This is a genomic window from Synechococcus sp. KORDI-100, assembly GCF_000737535.1.
GTDB lineage: Bacteria > Cyanobacteriota > Cyanobacteriia > PCC-6307 > Cyanobiaceae > Parasynechococcus.
This window is the reverse complement of sequence record NZ_CP006269.1, coordinates 872,900-888,946: the sequence shown is the minus strand read 5'-3', so window position 1 is coordinate 888,946 and position 16,047 is coordinate 872,900. Positions and strand designations below refer to the sequence as shown.

Annotated in this window: 18 protein-coding genes; 9 read left to right on the top strand and 9 right to left on the bottom strand. The window is 60.8% G+C overall.

Translation table 11 applies throughout. The features are described 5' to 3' along the window. The first annotated feature begins 58 nt into the window (after positions 1 to 58). Positions 59 to 982 carry a 4-hydroxybenzoate polyprenyltransferase gene (locus KR100_RS04415; protein ID WP_051847313.1) on the top strand — a complete coding sequence of 308 codons (924 nt, stop codon included), beginning with the start codon at positions 59 to 61 and terminating at the stop codon, positions 980 to 982. Beyond that, on the top strand, positions 982 to 1,869 hold the full coding sequence (locus tag KR100_RS04410; protein ID WP_038543515.1) for an LD-carboxypeptidase: 888 nt from the start codon (positions 982 to 984) through the stop codon (positions 1,867 to 1,869). The genes KR100_RS04415 and KR100_RS04410 overlap by 1 nt, the downstream gene beginning before the upstream one ends. On the opposite strand, the gene ispD is transcribed toward KR100_RS04410, so the two are convergent. Beyond that, positions 1,853 to 2,533: a 2-C-methyl-D-erythritol 4-phosphate cytidylyltransferase gene (gene ispD, locus KR100_RS04405; protein ID WP_038547924.1), complete on the bottom strand. Its 681-nt coding sequence runs from the start codon at positions 2,531 to 2,533 to the stop codon at positions 1,853 to 1,855. The genes KR100_RS04410 and ispD overlap by 17 nt on opposite strands. Positions 2,534 to 2,606: 73 nt before the next feature. On the opposite strand from ispD, the gene KR100_RS04400 reads away from it, so the two are divergent. The 3 genes from KR100_RS04400 to fabG are packed head-to-tail and all read left to right on the top strand — an operon-like array spanning position 2,607 to position 5,326. Then, the gene (locus KR100_RS04400; RefSeq protein WP_038543513.1) at positions 2,607 to 3,440 is read left to right on the top strand and encodes a glycosyltransferase family 9 protein; all 834 of its coding nucleotides are present in this window, start codon (positions 2,607 to 2,609) and stop codon (positions 3,438 to 3,440) included. Positions 3,441 to 3,448: 8 nt separating this feature from the next. Continuing rightward, positions 3,449 to 4,516: a TrkA family potassium uptake protein gene (locus KR100_RS04395; RefSeq protein WP_038543511.1), complete on the top strand. Its 1,068-nt coding sequence runs from the start codon at positions 3,449 to 3,451 to the stop codon at positions 4,514 to 4,516. A 57-nt stretch (positions 4,517 to 4,573) separates the two neighbouring features. Next, entirely contained in the window at positions 4,574 to 5,326 is a 753-nt protein-coding gene (fabG, locus tag KR100_RS04390) for a 3-oxoacyl-[acyl-carrier-protein] reductase (RefSeq protein WP_038543509.1), read from the top strand. Positions 5,327 to 5,329: 3 nt separating this feature from the next. Here the strand turns inward: fabG and KR100_RS16485 are convergent, their stop codons facing one another. Beyond that, on the bottom strand, positions 5,330 to 5,506 hold the full coding sequence (locus KR100_RS16485) for a hypothetical protein (RefSeq protein WP_156097907.1): 177 nt from the start codon (positions 5,504 to 5,506) through the stop codon (positions 5,330 to 5,332). After that, positions 5,473 to 5,613 carry a hypothetical protein gene (locus tag KR100_RS16290; protein ID WP_162176478.1) on the bottom strand — a complete coding sequence of 47 codons (141 nt, stop codon included), beginning with the start codon at positions 5,611 to 5,613 and terminating at the stop codon, positions 5,473 to 5,475. The genes KR100_RS16485 and KR100_RS16290 overlap by 34 nt, the downstream gene beginning before the upstream one ends. Positions 5,614 to 5,636: 23 nt before the next feature. Here KR100_RS16290 and groL point away from each other — a divergent pair, with 23 nt between their 5' ends. Continuing rightward, on the top strand, positions 5,637 to 7,361 hold the full coding sequence (gene groL / locus KR100_RS04385; protein ID WP_038547921.1) for a chaperonin GroEL: 1,725 nt from the start codon (positions 5,637 to 5,639) through the stop codon (positions 7,359 to 7,361). Here the strand turns inward: groL and KR100_RS04380 are convergent, their stop codons facing one another. Genes KR100_RS04380 through KR100_RS04355 form a run of 6 tightly spaced genes read right to left on the bottom strand, consistent with a single transcriptional unit; the run spans position 7,362 to position 12,615 of the window. Then, positions 7,362 to 8,051: an N-acetylmannosamine-6-phosphate 2-epimerase gene (locus KR100_RS04380; protein ID WP_038543507.1), complete on the bottom strand. Its 690-nt coding sequence runs from the start codon at positions 8,049 to 8,051 to the stop codon at positions 7,362 to 7,364. Positions 8,052 to 8,057: 6 nt separating this feature from the next. Then, positions 8,058 to 8,747, bottom strand: coding sequence for a hypothetical protein (locus KR100_RS04375; protein ID WP_156097906.1), 690 nt, complete (start codon positions 8,745 to 8,747; stop codon positions 8,058 to 8,060). Between the two features lie 4 nt (positions 8,748 to 8,751). Beyond that, a complete protein-coding gene (locus KR100_RS04370) occupies positions 8,752 to 9,606 on the bottom strand; it encodes an ABC transporter permease (protein ID WP_038543503.1) in 855 nt (284 codons plus the stop codon). A 41-nt stretch (positions 9,607 to 9,647) separates the two neighbouring features. Further along, positions 9,648 to 10,661 carry an ATP-binding cassette domain-containing protein gene (locus tag KR100_RS04365; RefSeq protein ID WP_038543502.1) on the bottom strand — a complete coding sequence of 338 codons (1,014 nt, stop codon included), beginning with the start codon at positions 10,659 to 10,661 and terminating at the stop codon, positions 9,648 to 9,650. A gap of 51 nt (positions 10,662 to 10,712) precedes the next feature. Beyond that, a complete protein-coding gene (locus tag KR100_RS04360; RefSeq protein WP_038543500.1) occupies positions 10,713 to 11,696 on the bottom strand; it encodes a heme o synthase in 984 nt (327 codons plus the stop codon). Next, positions 11,689 to 12,615 carry a heme A synthase gene (locus tag KR100_RS04355; protein ID WP_038543498.1) on the bottom strand — a complete coding sequence of 309 codons (927 nt, stop codon included), beginning with the start codon at positions 12,613 to 12,615 and terminating at the stop codon, positions 11,689 to 11,691. The genes KR100_RS04360 and KR100_RS04355 overlap by 8 nt, the downstream gene beginning before the upstream one ends. A gap of 246 nt (positions 12,616 to 12,861) precedes the next feature. Here KR100_RS04355 and KR100_RS04350 point away from each other — a divergent pair, with 246 nt between their 5' ends. The 3 genes from KR100_RS04350 to KR100_RS04340 are packed head-to-tail and all read left to right on the top strand — an operon-like array spanning position 12,862 to position 16,029. Then, entirely contained in the window at positions 12,862 to 13,731 is an 870-nt protein-coding gene (locus KR100_RS04350; RefSeq protein ID WP_051847609.1) for a cytochrome c oxidase subunit II, read from the top strand. A 1-nt stretch (position 13,732) separates the two neighbouring features. Continuing rightward, entirely contained in the window at positions 13,733 to 15,406 is a 1,674-nt protein-coding gene (gene ctaD / locus KR100_RS04345; protein WP_038543496.1) for a cytochrome c oxidase subunit I, read from the top strand. Further along, entirely contained in the window at positions 15,403 to 16,029 is a 627-nt protein-coding gene (locus tag KR100_RS04340; RefSeq protein ID WP_038543494.1) for a cytochrome c oxidase subunit 3, read from the top strand. Before ctaD ends, KR100_RS04340 begins: the two co-directional genes overlap by 4 nt. Positions 16,030 to 16,047 lie beyond the last annotated feature (18 nt).

The window sequence follows — 16,047 nt, the reverse complement described above, 5'->3', positions numbered from 1 at the left end:
GGACAGCCCCCAGCCATCTGCGAGCCACTCTGACACCCGCATCCGGAGCTGGGAGGCCATGACTAGGGTTCTTCAAACCTCTGACGCTGTGACCAGTCCTTTTCGCCGGCAGGCCATGGGGCCCTGGGTCGAGCTGCTGCGCTGGAACAAGCCCACAGGTCGACTCATTCTTCTGATTCCGGCGGGCTGGGCTCTGTGGCTGAGCCCCTCGGCACCTCCCCACCTGCTCCTGATCCTGCAGATCATGGTTGGAGGTCTGGCCGTCAGTGGCGCCGGCTGCATTGCCAATGACCTCTGGGATCGGCGCATCGATGGTCGCGTTGAGCGCACCAGGTTGCGTCCTCTCGCCAGGGGCGCCATCAGGGTCCGCACTGCCTTGGCAATGCTGATCGCCTTGCTGGTGATCAGCCTGCTTGTGGTGCTCAGTCTTCCTGTGGACAGCCTGCGGCTTTGTCTCGCACTGGCGCTCATGGCTCTTCCACCCGTCCTTCTCTACCCGTCAGCCAAACGCTGGTGTCCCTTTCCGCAGGCCGTGCTGGCCCTCTGCTGGGGGTTTGCCGTACTGATCCCCTGGGCAGCAGCGGAAACACAGATCAGCTTCAGCTGGGGACTGTTCAGCACCTGGCTTGCCACCATGATCTGGACCTTCGGCTTCGACACGGTCTACGCGATGGCTGACCGTCGCGACGATGCGGCCCTCGGCCTGAGGAGCAGTGCCCTCACCCTCGGAGAAGCCGCTGTGACGACCGTGAGACTCAGTTACGGGGCCGTGAGTGTGCTGCTTGGCATCGCAGCGATGAGCGCCGGCATGAACTGGAGCGTCTGGCCGTTCTGGCTTGCGGCCAGTGTGCTGATGCAGCTCAGCTGCAGCCCCCTGGAGGGCGAGCAGGCCTCGATGGCTCTCTTCGGTCGACATTTCAGTCGACAGGTGCAGCTCGGCAGCCTGCTTCTGCTGGGCTTTGTCCTGGGTCGCCTCGCCTGATGAAGCCGCTGATCCCAGCCCCAGCGCTGACCAAAGGCGCCACCGTGGCCACCGTGGCAGCCAGCTCCGCCATCCCCGACAACGAACGTCTGCTGCAGGGGCTGGCTGTGCTGGAGAGCTGGGGGTTGATCTGCCTGGGTTCCGACGTCGTTGGACGACACTGGGGCTACCTGGCCGGCAGCGATGCTGACCGCCGCAGCGATCTTCTGACACCGGAATCGGCAGCGCTTTTCGCCTGTGCCAGGGGTGGCTGGGGAGCAGCTCGCCTGCTGGAGTCGGATCTTCCCTGGCGGCCAGGTTGGCTGCTTGGTTTCTCCGATGTCACGGCTCTGCTCTGGAGCCGTCTTGCCGCCGGGTATGACGGAGGCATCCATGGACCTCTGCTCACGACCCTGGCAGCGGAACCGGATTGGAGCCAGGAACGTCTGCGTCAACTCCTGTTCGGCGAACCCGTCAGTGACCTCAACGGAGTCGGGCTCGGCGGAGGCCAGTCAACCGGTCCTCTGGTGGTTGCCAATCTGACTGTGGCCACCCATCTCCTGGGATCCGGCCACGTTCCCGATCTCAAGGGAGCACTTCTCATCCTGGAAGACGTTGGTGAAGCTCCCTATCGCATCGATCGCATGCTCACGCACTGGCGACTCTGTGGAGCCCTGAAGGGTCTGGCCGGAATCGGTTTCGGACAATTCCTGGATTGCTGTGACGAGGACCGTCCGCAGAACTGGTGTTTTAGCCTTGATCAGGTGTTGAAGGAACGCACCGACGACCTGGGCATCCCAAGGGTCCTGAACCTGCCCATTGGCCATGGCGCCGGCAATGCAGCCCTGCCGATGGGACGGCTGGCGCGCCTCGACGGAGACACGGGCCAACTCAGCCTGGTCGCCTGAGAGCCAGCACGGCTTCGGCAACGGTGAGATCGAATGGCGTCGTCACTTTGATGTTGGAAGGCCCCGCATCGAGCACGCGGACCGGCCAGCCGAGTCGTTCGTAAAGCGAAGCATCGTCGGTGACACTCCAACCCTGGTTCAGGGCCTCGGCATGGCCCTGGCGGAGTTGGTTGACCACAAAGCCCTGGGGCGTCTGAGCGGCCCACAGCTCAGATCGCAGCGGGGTCTCCACGATCAGGCCATCAGCATCCACCCTCTTGATCGTGTCGGTGACGGGTGTGGCCGCAATGAGGGCAGCACCCTGCTCGAGGGCTGCGGCACAGCGATCGAACAGATCAGGCTCCGCCAGACAACGAGCTCCGTCATGGATCAGAACGTGGTTGGCCTGCGGAGGCAGAGCATCGAGACCACGCAGCACGGATTCCTGGCGGGTGTCACCTCCCTGAATCCACACGACGGTTTTCTGGGCGTTCTCGACCAGCGAGAGAATCGCGGGGCGATCCACCTCCTGCCCGACCAGTCCGATCCAGGAGATCCGCTCTGCCCTCAGCGCCGCCTCAAGTGTCCAGGCGATCAGCGGACGGCCGGCAAGCGGCAGCAGCAATTTGTTGCGATCCGCTCCCATACGCCGACCGCTGCCGGCGGCGGCGATCAACAGATGCACAAGCGACTCCTGCCGCAGGCAGGGGGATACGACCTCCATAAAATCAGTTGAAACGCTTTCGGGGGGCGGTCTGATGCGAGTTCTTGCCCTCAGCCCGGGGCCGCTATCGGATCAATTGGTTCGCATGCCGGCCCTCGCGAGCCTCTGCCGCACGCTGGGAGCCAGCCTCCAGGTGGCCTGTTCCCCGGCCTGCCGGGAAGCCTGGATGCTGCTTCCAGCCCTGGACAAACTGATCCCGATCGACTTTGACAACGATCCAGCCCTGGCCGACTGGGCCAATCTGCTTGGATCGATCCGAGAACCCGATTTCCAGATCTGCCTGAATTTCGTCGAAGGACGCCAGGTGAACCTGATGCTCTCGATGAGCCGCATCATGACCAGGATCGGACGCACGGGTTTCTCCTCCACCGAGCGCGTCGTCGATGGACCTGGCTGGTCGGCCCAACGCCTGGCCCCCTGGCTGGAGCCGCTTGGGGTGTCCCTTGATGCAGATGCTTTCCGACTCACCCTTCCGCAGCCGGTGCTCGATCAGGTTCGCTCAGACCATCCCGAAGGAGATGGTCCATTGCTGCTGATGGCTCCCCAGGGAGGCGCCACCGATTGGCCGGAGGAACACTGGATCGAACTGCCGAGCGCCATCCAAACGCGCCTCGCCACCCTGCGCTGCGACCGACTCCCGGCGGGTCTGCCCCTGATCCGCAGAGCCGCTGCCGTGGCCTGTGCGGATGTCGTGCTGACCAGTTGTCCGATTACCCAGATTTTGACGGTGTTCAGCGGCACCCCCCTTGTCGCTCTCGGTGCCGAACCAGGCCTGCTGCCTGAAAGGAGCGACTTGCGCTGCCTCGGAACTGCTTCAGAGCTGACGACGCTTCAAGAGGATGAGGTGCTCAAAGCCCTCGGCTTCTGAGTCCAACGATGTCGCGGCCATGGCGAAAGAATCAGGCGAGGCGACATCTCCAGACCCTGACAGCGCCGTGGCGCGGACCCTTTGCCGCCATGACCGCCGTGATCGTCGCCGGCGCAGCAGGATACCGCATCACGGAAGGATGGGACTGGGGGGACTGCCTCTGGATGGTGCTGATCACAATCAGCACCATCGGTTATGGCGAGATCGAACCGCTCTCGCCGCAGGGACGGCTGGTCACGGTCCTGATCGTGATTGGAGGACTGCTGGTGGTGCAGTTATCGATCCAACGCGTTCTGGGGCTGACAGAATCGGGATACTTCAGGCGTCTGAGGGAACTCCGTTTCCAGCGAACGCTGATGCGCATGCGTGATCACGTCATCCTTTGCGGATATGGCCGCATGGGCCAGGAGATCGCAGCACAGCTTCAGAAGGAGGCGATTCCACTGGTCGTGATCGAAACCGATCCAGACCGTCGTGATGTGGCGGAAACCAGAGGTTTGAACGTGGTGCATGCCGACGCCACCATGGACGACACCCTGCTTGATGCGGGTCTGGAGCAGTGCCGGAGCCTCGTTGCGGCACTGCCCGGGGATGCCTCCAATCTCTATGTGATTCTGAGTGCCAGGGATCTGCGACCTGACTGCCGGCTGATCGCCCGAGCCAACAGTGCCGAAGCATCATCCAAGCTGAGATTGGCCGGTGCCAGCGTTGTGGTCAGCCCCTACGTGGCCGGCGGCCGTGTGATGGCCGCATCGGCGCTGCGTCCGCTGGCGGTCAATTTCATGGAACTCCTGGCGGGATCCGACTATGAAATCGAGGAATTTCAGCTCAGCAGCGATCCACGGCAGCTGACGACCGTTCATCACCGATCGCTTCAGGAACTGGAACTGGGAAGCCGCAGTGGCGCCATGGTTCTTGCGATTCGGGATGGTGAACGTTTGATCGCCAATCCCAGCAGCGATGTGCAGCTCGGTCCAGGACAACTGCTGATTGTGCTGGGAAGCAAGGAGCAACTCGCCGTCTTTCAGGGCCTGCTGGGTGAGGCGGTGATCACCGTCGACAACATGCCTGCATGAACGCTCTTTGAGGATGGAACTGCGGATCCCTACGATCCTGCGAGCTCAAAGCTCTTCATGACCACCCCTGCTTCGATCGCCGGTCAGACCGCACTGGTGACGGGAGGCGGACGGGGCATCGGCCGCGCCGTCGCGCTTGCGTTGGCAGACGCAGGGGCTGAAGTGGTGGTGAACTATTCCAGTTCCGCAGGAGCCGCTGAAGAGGTCGTCGGCCTGATCAGGGAGGGAGGCGGCAAGGCCTACGCGCTGCAGGCGAATGTGTCGCTCGAAGACGACGTGGAAACCCTGTTCAAAACCGTGCTGGAGCGCAGCGGTCGACTGGATGTTCTCGTGAACAACGCCGGGATCACGCGGGACGGCCTGCTGATGCGCATGAAAACCAGCGACTGGCAGGCGGTGATTGATCTCAACCTCACAGGGGTGTTCCTGTGCAGTCGTGCCGTCGCACGTCCGATGCTCAAGCAGAAAAGTGGTCGAATCATCAACATCACATCGGTGGTGGGCCTGATGGGGAATGCCGGCCAAGCGAACTACGCAGCGGCCAAGGCGGGGGTTGTTGGACTGACCCGCAGCACGGCCAAGGAACTGGCCAGCCGCGGCATCACGGTGAATGCGGTGGCCCCCGGTTTCATCGCCACCGATATGACCAAAGGTCTGGATGCCGACGCCATTCTTCGTGACATCCCCCTGGGAACCTTCGGGACGCAGGAGCAGGTTGCTGGAGCCGTGCGTTTTCTGGCCGCCGATCCAGCCGCGGCCTACATCACTGGACAGGTGCTGCAGGTCGATGGCGGAATGGTGATGGCCTGAGCACTACAGCTCAAGCGGCTGCGCCAACTCATCGCGAAGACGGCGGATGCGCTGCAGCAACCTCAACCTTCGGCTTCGTGCCGTTGCCGTCAGAAAAATCCTGAGGGGGACATAGACGAGCGCCATCGATGCGGCGAGGCCAGCCATCAGAACAAAAAACAGCGCACCGGAGTCGGCCATGCCTCGACGTTAATCAGCCAGTGCTGGCACGGCATCACCCGGATCAGGGCCATTCGGCTTTCCCCACCATCAACGCTCTCCACGACGGCCTGTCCGCTGTGGGACATTGATCAATGGCGGATCCGAGACCATGGCCAAACTTCTTTCCTTTTCCGACGACTCCCGCAGCTCCCTCGAACGTGGTGTCGATGCCCTCGCAGACGCCGTTCGCGTCACCATCGGCCCCCGAGGCCGCAATGTGGTTCTCGAAAAGAAATTCGGCGCTCCTGACATCGTCAATGACGGCGACACGATCGCCAGAGAGATCGAACTCGACGACCCGTTCGAGAACCTTGGCGCCAAGCTGATTCAGCAGGTGGCTTCCAAAACCAAGGACAAGGCTGGAGATGGGACCACAACGGCCACCGTTCTGGCCCAGGCGATGGTCCGCGAAGGCCTGCGCAACACCGCAGCCGGCGCCAGCCCTGTGGAGCTCCGCCGTGGCATGGAAAAAGCGGTTGCGCAGGTGATCAGCAACCTGGCAGAACGGAGTCAGAGTGTGGCTGGTGACGCCATCAGACAGGTTGCCACCGTCAGCTCAGGAGGCGATGAGGAAGTCGGCGCCATGGTGGCCGAAGCCATGGATCGCGTCAGCGTCGATGGCGTCATCACGGTGGAGGAATCCAAGTCTCTGGCGACCGAACTGGAAGTCACCGAAGGGATGGCCTTTGATCGCGGCTACAGCTCCCCTTACTTCGTCACAGACGGTGACCGTCAGATCTGTGAATTCGACAATCCCCTGATCCTGCTCACGGATCGCAAGATCAGTTCCGTCGCTGATCTGGTCCCTGTTCTTGAAGAGGTACAGAACGGTGGATCACCCCTGTTGATCCTTGCTGAAGAAGTGGAAGGGGAAGCCCTCGCCACCCTCGTTGTGAACAAGAACAGAGGCGTACTTCAGGTTGCAGCGGTGAGAGCGCCATCGTTCGGGGAACGCCGCAAGGCCGCTCTGGCAGACATCGCAATCCTGACGGGAGGCACGGTGATCAGCGAAGACCGGGCCATGACCCTCGACAAGGTGACCCTGGCTGATCTGGGCAAGGCACGGCGCATCACGATCAGCAAGGAGAGCACCACGATCGTCGCCAATGACGACCATCGCAGTGCCGTTGCAGATCGCGTTGCCTCCATCAAGCGGGAGCTGGATGCAACCGATTCCGACTACGACAAGGAAAAGCTGAACGAGCGGATTGCCAAATTGGCTGGTGGCGTCGCCGTCATCAAGGTTGGGGCTCCCACGGAGACCGAACTCAAGAACAGGAAATTACGGATCGAAGATGCCCTGAATGCCACCCGCGCCGCCGTTGAGGAAGGCATCGTCGCTGGCGGCGGCAGCACCCTTCTGCAGCTGTCCGACAGCCTCGACACTCTGGCGGCAAGCCTCAGTGGCGAATTGCGCACCGGGGTCGAGATTGTCCAGAGGGCGCTGACGGCCCCTGTCCATCAAATTGCCGCTAATGCCGGACGCAATGGTGATGTTGTGATCGCCGAGATGCGCTCCACCGGACAGGGTTTCAATGCCATGACCGGCACGTTCGAAGACCTGCTGGCCTCAGGAATCGTGGACGCCGCCAAGGTGGTTCGTCTCGCTGTTCAGGATGCCGTGTCCATTGCTGCCCTGCTGATCACAACGGAAGTGGTGATCGCTGACAAACCCGAACCTCCGGCAGCCCCGGGACCGGACGGTGGCGGAGACCCCATGGGCGGCATGGGGGGTATGGGTGGCATGGGCATGCCTGGAATGGGCGGCATGGGAGGCATGGGCATGCCTGGAATGGGCGGCATGGGAGGTATGGGCATGCCCGGAATGATGTGATCAGCAAGCCATGCCCTGGCAATAGGCGGCCACCTGCAGATCCACTCCGGTGATCGCCGTTCCGACGACAACGTTGTCCGCTCCGGCCTCAAGGGCGGAGCGGGCAGCCTGCGGCGTTGCGATACCGCCTTCACAGATCAGACGGACGGATGGCTTCAGCTTTTGACGAAAACTCGGAAGCAGGGTGAGTCCCGGCGGACTGCAATCTGACGTCTCTTCCGTGTAGCCGAACAGCGTGGTTCCAACCCACTCGCAACCCAGTTCAGCAGCCTGCAAACCGTTCTCGACGGAATCGACATCGGCCATCAGCGGAGCCCGCAATTCGTCGCGGCATCGCTGAATCAGATCCTCGAGACGTTGGCCATCCGGCCGGAAACGGGACGTCGCATCAACGGCTACCACGTCGGCACCAGCGGACCAGACTGCTTGAATCTCGCGCCAGCCCGGCGTGATGTACACCGAGCTGTCGGGGAAGGTTCGCTTCCACAGTCCGATGATCAAAGCGTCTGGGCAGCGCCGGCGCACAGCTCCGATGTGTTCCGGACTCTCAAGACGAACACCCACAGCACCATTGCGCAAGGACGCCTCGGCCATCGCTGCGATGACCTCGGGGTCGCGCATTGGTGAACCTGGAGGTGCTTGAACGGAGACGATCAGTCCTCCATCCAGGTCTTCGGCTGTCATCAGCATCGTGGATCAGGATGCTTTGGGAAGCTGGTCGTCAGCGCCGGGAAGCCAGCGACGCAGCGAGCGGGGCGTGCTGATCGGTGGAGCTGGGATGGAAACCGCAGCAGGGATCGAACGAACCGGTTCAAAGGGCCGCGACGACATGGGCTCGGGCGATGGATCGGCTGCAGATGAATCATCCATGGACCGTTCGAGCTCTCCCTCTTCAAGCGTTGACTCGTCCAGCACGGGCTCTGTCGCACTGGGATCCTCCAACTTGAGCTGATCATGCTCCAGAGCATCGAGCTTGAGATGATCAAGCCCAGACGTTTCGTTCTCGGGCTGTTCAAACTCGGGCTGTTCAATCTGAGGCTCATCAATCGCGGGCTGATCGCTCACGGGCAGGTCATCGCTCAGAGCCTCCTCAGTCGCAACATCCGCGGTCGCCACCTCCGTGATCTCCAGATCAACTGTCCCCACATCCACTGTCCCCACATCCGCAGTCTCCGTCTCCGCGGTGTCCACCTCCGCGATCGGCTCGTCTGCCATCAATGGCGTTGGCACTGAGAGAACTGGCATCGAGTCGACCCCGTAGCGATGGGCCCACTGACTCCGCAAGAGGAGCAATCGCCGAGCATCGCCGTGCCGATCAGCCTCCTCAATCAAGCTGGCGAGAGCATTCCGTCGAGACGAGGGTTGCTGAAACGGGGAAGTCGGCACGGATTCAGGAGAGCTTTCGGTTGAGCAGAGGACGGATCAGGAGAAACAATCCGACTGTGAGCACCATCAGGACCGTCAGACAGTGAAAACCGGTGAGCTGTCCGTAAGGAGCCTCCAGCAGGACTGACGAGAGATCAACTGGACCGCTGTAAGCAGCCCGGATGGGTTCTATCGCGAAGGTAAGTGGATTCAGTGATGCAAGCCAGCCCAACCAGGACGGCATGAAGGACAGGGGTGCCAGGGCCGTGCTGGCGAACAGCAACGGCAGGTTGGCCACGAAAATGACAGCGATGAGCTCGATATGACCCGGCAGGGCAAAGGCCAGCCCGAGGCTCAAGGCAGTGACAGCGAACACCAGCAACAACAGGCTGAAGACCACGAGAGCGAGACCTCCTGTCCCTGGCCAGCCGTAACCGAGAATAGCTGCCGTTCCCATGATCGCCAGACTCTGCAGCAGGCTGATCACCGTGATGTAGATCACTGAGGCCAGCACGATCGAACTGCGACTTCGAAGTGGCGCCACCAGCAACCGGTTGAGGAATCCAAATTCACGGTCGAACATCACCGGCAGCCCGGCATTGAGAGCACCGCTGAATGCCGTGAACACGATCACTCCGGCGCCGAGGAAACGGCCGTAACTCAATCCGCCTGGCAACAGGCCGTCCGGAGCCTTCGCAAACAATGCGCTGAACAGAATCAGCCAGATCAATGGCTGCAGGATTCCTGCCACCAGGGTGGACGGTCGGCGAGCAAGCTGCAGGAACAGACGTCGGGTCAGGGCCAGGGTTTCCTGACTGAGTTCCGAGAGGGCACTGGGTGCCTTGGGAGCGACTGGGGCTTGAAGGCTCGGCGTGGTCATCGATCAGGCAGCACGGGTTGGAAGGTGGGCAACAAACATGTTCAACGCATCGACTGGCGCCGTTCCTGCTTGACGTCGCGCTGTCCTGCAGTGGCGAGTTCCGCATCCATTAGCGTGCGGCCCGTGGCCTGCAGGTACACATCATCAAGGCTTGGCCGGCTCTGTGCGAGAGCGAACACAGAGAGGCCTTCGTGCGCCAGACGATCACGCAGACGGGCGATGACAGGGTCGTCCTCGATCACAAGATTGAGGGAGTAGCCCTGGGCACGATTGATCACAACCTGACGAACCCCGTCGACCTGCTCGAGCAGGTCCCGAACCAGGAAAGCCTCCTCCTGGTTGCTGAACTCCCGGACCCGCAAGGTGACACGGTCACCCCCGAGGCGCCGTTTGAGCTCATCGGGCGCACCCTCGGCGATCACGCAGCCGTCATCAATGATGGCCATGCGATCGGCAAGGGCCTCAACCTCCTCGAGGTAATGACTGCTCAGCAGCACACTGGTGCCTTCTGAGACCAGTCGTTGAAGCAGCTCCCAGATGGCAGTCCGACTCTCGATATCCAGCCCGACAGTGGGCTCATCAAGAACGAGCAGTTTGGGTTGATGCAGAAGTCCGGCTGCCAGATCCAAACGCCTGCGCATGCCTCCGGAATAGGTGCCACAACGACGATCGATCCAGTCACCCATCCCAAGGCGGTCGATGAGATCAACGATGCGGGAATCGCGATCGATTGACCTCAGGTGGTGAAGATCGCCTTGAAGTTGGAGCAGCTCTCGACCGGTGAGAATCTTGTCGATCGCCACCTCCTGAGCCACGTAGCCAAGCATCTGTCTGACAGCTCTCGGCTGCTCAAGGGCATCGACACCAGCTACCAGAACCTTTCCGCTGTCGGGTGCCAGAAGGGTGGCCAGGATTCTGAGCATTGTTGTCTTACCGGCCCCGTTGGGGCCGAGCAGACCGAACAGACAACCCTCAGGAACCTTCAGAGAGAGATCCCGAAGAGCGACGACAGCGCCATAGGACTTGTGGATCTGACGCAGTTCAATCAACGCCATTGCGATGTTGTCGTCTGGTAATTCTGTCTGGGAAGTCGACTTTAAGAAGGCTCAACCGGTCTGCAGTTGGGTCACCAGCGACCAGACCTGCTGGTCAAAAAGACTGGCCTGGGACGTTCGACTGAGCACCAGCAACAGACAGATCCCGAACAGGTAAAGAATCGACCAGCGAAACAGACCTTTGGCGCCGGGCAGGCTGTCCGGATCTGACCCCAACCGATTCACCATCTGCAGAAGGCGTCCGTTGAACGGCAGCAACATCATTCCGTAGAAGATCCCCCCCGAAGGCAGGGCCCAGATGCCGAAACCGCTGAGGAGGACGGTGGCCCAGCCATACCGGTGAATGGCCCGTGCCGTGACGACGGGTCCCTTGACGACCGGAAGCATCGGGATGCCGACGGATCGATAATCCTCCTTAAGCAGCAGGGCCAGAGCCCAGAAGTGGGCTGGGGTCCAGACCATCACAAGAGCGAAGAGCCACCAGCCACCGAGGCCGATGTGCCCCGTGGCGGCAGCAGCGCCAACCAGGGGGGGGATGGCTCCTGCAACACCACCGATCACGATGTTCTGAGGCGTGCGCGGTTTGAGCAGTGCTGTGTACAGGAGGACATAGCTGCAAAGACCAAGCAGGGAGAGTCCGGCGGCGAGACAGTTCACCCCGCTGACGAGCAGCATGGCCGCCGTCAACGTGCAGGCGATCGCACCGATGAAGGCACTGGTTGGCGAGAGACGACCCGACGGCAGGGCCCGGCCGCTTGTTCTCGCCATGCGGGCATCAAGATCCTGTTCCCACAGGCAATTGAGGACACCGGCAGCAGCTGAAGCCAGCGCACCACCACCCAAGGTGCAGACGAGACGGGGAGAGGACAGGGGCCATCCCTCCGTCAGCGCCATCCCCCCGAGCGTTGTGGCGAGCAACAGGGGAATCAGACGAGGCTTGGCCACCTCAAGCCAGGGAGGGAGCTTGACCCTCTTGCGTGATGGAACCACCTCCTCACGGGTAGGCGTGGCAGAAACAGAGACCGAACTAGCCATGACAAGGCTCCATGGGGGTGTCGTCGAGGACGACGGGAAGAGGGGAAGTTGACGTCTGTGGACGCCTGGCCACCAGGGCGGCGAGCAGGGCGACGAGCAGAGCAGCCACCAATTGATGGGCGACGGTGACGCCGGGCTGAGACAGACCCAGGCGCATGGTCAACACACCCAATGCCACCTGGGCGCTGACAAGCAGGCTCAGGCCGAGCAGAAAGGGCCACTGACGGCGACTCCAACCCCCAGCGATCAGTGCCGTGACCACGAACAGAAGCACCAGAGATGCAACAGGAGTTGCCATCGAGCGATGCCACAGCAACCAGCGGCAGTTTTCACCGTCGAAAAGGCACCGCTGAGCGGCCCAGGACGTCGCCATCCGTGCTCCCAGCAGGCTCTGACTGACAACACCAACCAGGGCGAAACCGGAGAAGAGACGCCACCAGAGGGGGGAGTCATCCGCGGAGGGTTGAAGCAACCGCTGAGTCAGTCCACTCATCAGCACGACGAGGGTGAGAGCCAGGGCCAAATGAGCCGTCACGATGCCGGATGGCAACAACTGCAGGACGGTCAGAGCTCCAAGACCTCCCTGCAGTGCGACGAGACAGACCAGCCCCGTGCAGAGCCAGGGGAGCCATTGGGGAAGGAGACGTCTCCAGACAACCGAAGCAGTCGCCATCACGAGCAAGGCAACACCAACGACGAAGGCATCCAAACGGTGAAACCACTCCAGGAAAACCTGGACATTCATCTGCCGTCCCGGCAGCAGGGTGCCATAACAGAGGGGCCAGTCCGGACATGCCAGACCCGCCTCCATGACGCGAGTGGCACCACCGATCACCACAAGGGCAATCAAGGCAACCACGAGATGAGCAGACAGAAGGGCCAGACGCCGCCGAACTGGAGACGTGGATGAAACAGTCATCGAGGCATCTCCGCCCGGGGTGATTCCCGGAGCGTTAATCGGACCGTAGCGATTGCCTCCTAAGCGGCACGTTGTATGGACGACTGCAACATCCTGAAAAGAGAATTAATCCACTTTTGCTGACACGTGTTCAGTCAAATCAAGCGGAAATGGATCAAATCAGACGATTTTCAGGCGGCCTTAACAATCGCACCATGGAGTTCACAACCAGGCTCCATAGGCTGAACGCAGTCAGGGATGAAGGAATTGCAGATCCCTTCAGCAATCATCACTCTTGTCATCGGCATGGTCCTTGTCCTTGGCGGGATGTGGATTGGCCAGAACATCAATCTTCTGCCGATTGATGCCAGCGTGAATGCTCCGATCTACGACGAACTTTTTCAGGTTTTGTTCACGATTGGGGCCATTCTTTTCATCGGCATCATCGGACTGTTGGTGTTCAGCCTGGTGCGTTTCAGACGTCGACCGGGGCAGCTCGGCGATGGCATCGCCATCGAAGGCAATCTTCCGCTGGAAATTTTCTGGACAGCCGTTCCCGCCGTTGTCGTTCTGTTCGTCGGCCTTTACAGCTACGACATCTACGACCGGATGGGCGGCATGGTTCCCCTTGCCCATGACCACTCCGCAGGGATGACCGAGGCCGGGATGGCAGAGGAACGGATTTGGGGAGGAATCAGTTCGGGCACCGTCGATGCCGGCGTTGTCGATGCCTTGCCGATCGAGGTGACAGCCATGCAGTTCGCCTTTCTGTTCCATTACCCCGATGGAGACATCACAGCCGGAGAGTTGCACGTTCCCGCCGGCCGCCCGGTCACGCTCCGACTGGAGGCCAAGGACGTGATCCATGCGTTTTGGGTCCCGGAATTTCGTCTTAAGCAGGACGTCATCCCCGGCCAACCAACGCAACTGAGCTTCACGCCAACCCGCCCGGGGCGTTACCCGATCGTCTGCGCTGAGCTCTGCGGTCCGTATCACGGCGGCATGAGATCCACCGTGGTTGTCGATGAACCGGACGCCTGGGACGCCTGGTTCAGCAGCAATGCCAAACCAGACCTGGCGACAGAGATGGCCACCTCCGAAACAGCCAACGCCGAAACAGCCCCAACCAACACCTGAGATGACTGTCGCCCTCCATCCAGACACCGGAACCGAACGTTCGCCAAGGCTTCAGCCAACAGGTTGGCTGAGGTATTTCAGTTTCAGCGTCGATCACAAGGTGATTGGCTTGCAGTACTTGGTCTGTGGATTTCTCTTCTATCTGATCGGCGGAGCTTTGGCAGGCGCGATCAGAACCGAGCTGGCCAGCCCCGTCGCCGATTTCATGGCGCGTGATGTTTACAACCAGGTCCTCACGCTTCACGGCACGGTGATGATTTTTCTCTGGATCGTCCCGGTTGTTAATGGTGCTTTCGGGAACTATTTGATCCCTTTCTATGTCGGAGCGAGGGATATGGCATTCCCTCGATTGAATGCGGTGGCCTTCTGGCTGATTCCACCGGCCGGACTGCTTTTGATCAGCAGTTATTTCATCACTGGGGCTGCTCAATCAGGCTGGACCGCCTATCCGCCGTTGAGCATCACAACACCAGCGACAGGGCAGATCATCTGGATTCTGAGTGTTCTGCTTCTTGGTGGAAGTTCCATCTTCGGTGGAATCAATTTCATCGCAACAATCCTGAAACTTCGGCGACCAGGCTTGAAACTGATGCAGTTGCCGATGTATTGCTGGGCCATGTTGGGCACCAGTCTTCTGGTGGTGCTGTCAACGCCGGTTCTGGCAGGCACTCTGGTGCTTCTGAGCTTCGACATCGTTGCCCACACAGGATTTTTCAATCCCACCCTCGGCGGCAATGTTGTTGTCTATCAGCACCTGTTCTGGTTTTACTCGCACCCTGCGGTTTACATCATGGTTCTGCCGGCCTTCGGGCTGGTCAGTGAGATCCTGCCCATTCATGCCAGGAAGCCTCTGTTCGGCTACACCACCATGGTTTATTCGATCATGGCCATTGTCGTTCTGGGCCTGATCGTCTGGGCTCACCACATGTTCACCAGTGGAACGCCTCCCTGGATGCGCCTGTTCTTCACAATCGCCACTGCCTTCATCGCCGTGCCGACCGGCATCAAGTTCTTCAACTGGCTGGCAACCCTCTGGGGTGGTCGGATCAGCCTCAACAGCGCAGTGCTGTTTTCCTGTGGCTTCATCGTTAATTTCGTGCTCGGTGGAATCACAGGAGTCGCTCTGGCTCAGGTTCCGTTCGACATTCATGTCCACGACACCTACTTCGTGGTGGCCCACTTTCACTACATCGTCTTCGGAGGGTCGGTGTTCGTGATCTTTGCGTCCATCTACCACTGGTATCCGAAGTTCACGGGACGGATGCTCAATGAGGACCTCGGGCGTCTTCACTTCGCACTGACGTTTATCGGTTTCAACCTTTGCTTCGGCCCCCAGCACTGGCTGGGCCTGAACGGAATGCCAAGGCGGGTTGCGGAATACGACCCCCAGTTCGCCCTGATCAATCAGATCAGTTCCGTGGGCGCCCTGCTGATGGCGATCAGCACCCTTCCCTTCCTCTGGAACGTGGTGCACAGCGCTTTCAAAGGGCAACCGGCCGGAGACAACCCCTGGAATGCCTTGACGCCGGAATGGCTGACCAGCTCCCCACCCCCCGTGGAGAACTGGATCGGCGAAGCCCCCTTGGTTGAAGAGCCCTACTGCTACGGCGTCTCCCCAGATCAGTTCGACCTTGCTGCCACAAGCGGCAGTGACCTTTGGAGCAGCGGAAAATGACAACCACCATCTCCGTCAACCATGAAGGCGAGTCCCAAGGCGATGGTCAGTTGGACCATCACCAGCACGGGCATGAGGAGCATGCCGACCACCGCATGTTCGGGTTGGCAACCTTTCTGATTGCCGATGGCATGACCTTTGCGGGTTTCTTCGCTGCCTATCTCACCTTCAAAGCGGTGAATCCTCTGCCTGCCGGGGCCATCTACGAGCTGGAACTGCCCCTGCCCATCCTCAACACCGTCCTCCTGCTGGTCAGCAGTGCCACCTTCCATCGGGCAGGCAAGGCACTGCATCTCGGGAACAACCCGCTTTGCCGCAAGTGGCTGCTGGTCTCAGCAGGTCTGGGCATCGCGTTTCTGGTGAGTCAGATGGTCGAGTACTTCACCCTTCCGTTCGGCCTCACCGACAACCTCTACGCCAGCACATTCTTTGCCGCCACAGGGTTTCATGGCCTTCACGTCACCCTCGGCGCCCTGATGATCCTGATCGTTTGGTGGCAGGCCAGGCCTGACGGGGGTCGCGTCAGCCGGAGCAATGCCTTCCCCCTCGAAGCAGCTGAGCTCTATTGGCACTTCGTCGACGGCATCTGGGTGATCCTGTTTGTGATCCTTTATCTGCTCTGATCCCTTGCCAGCATTGAG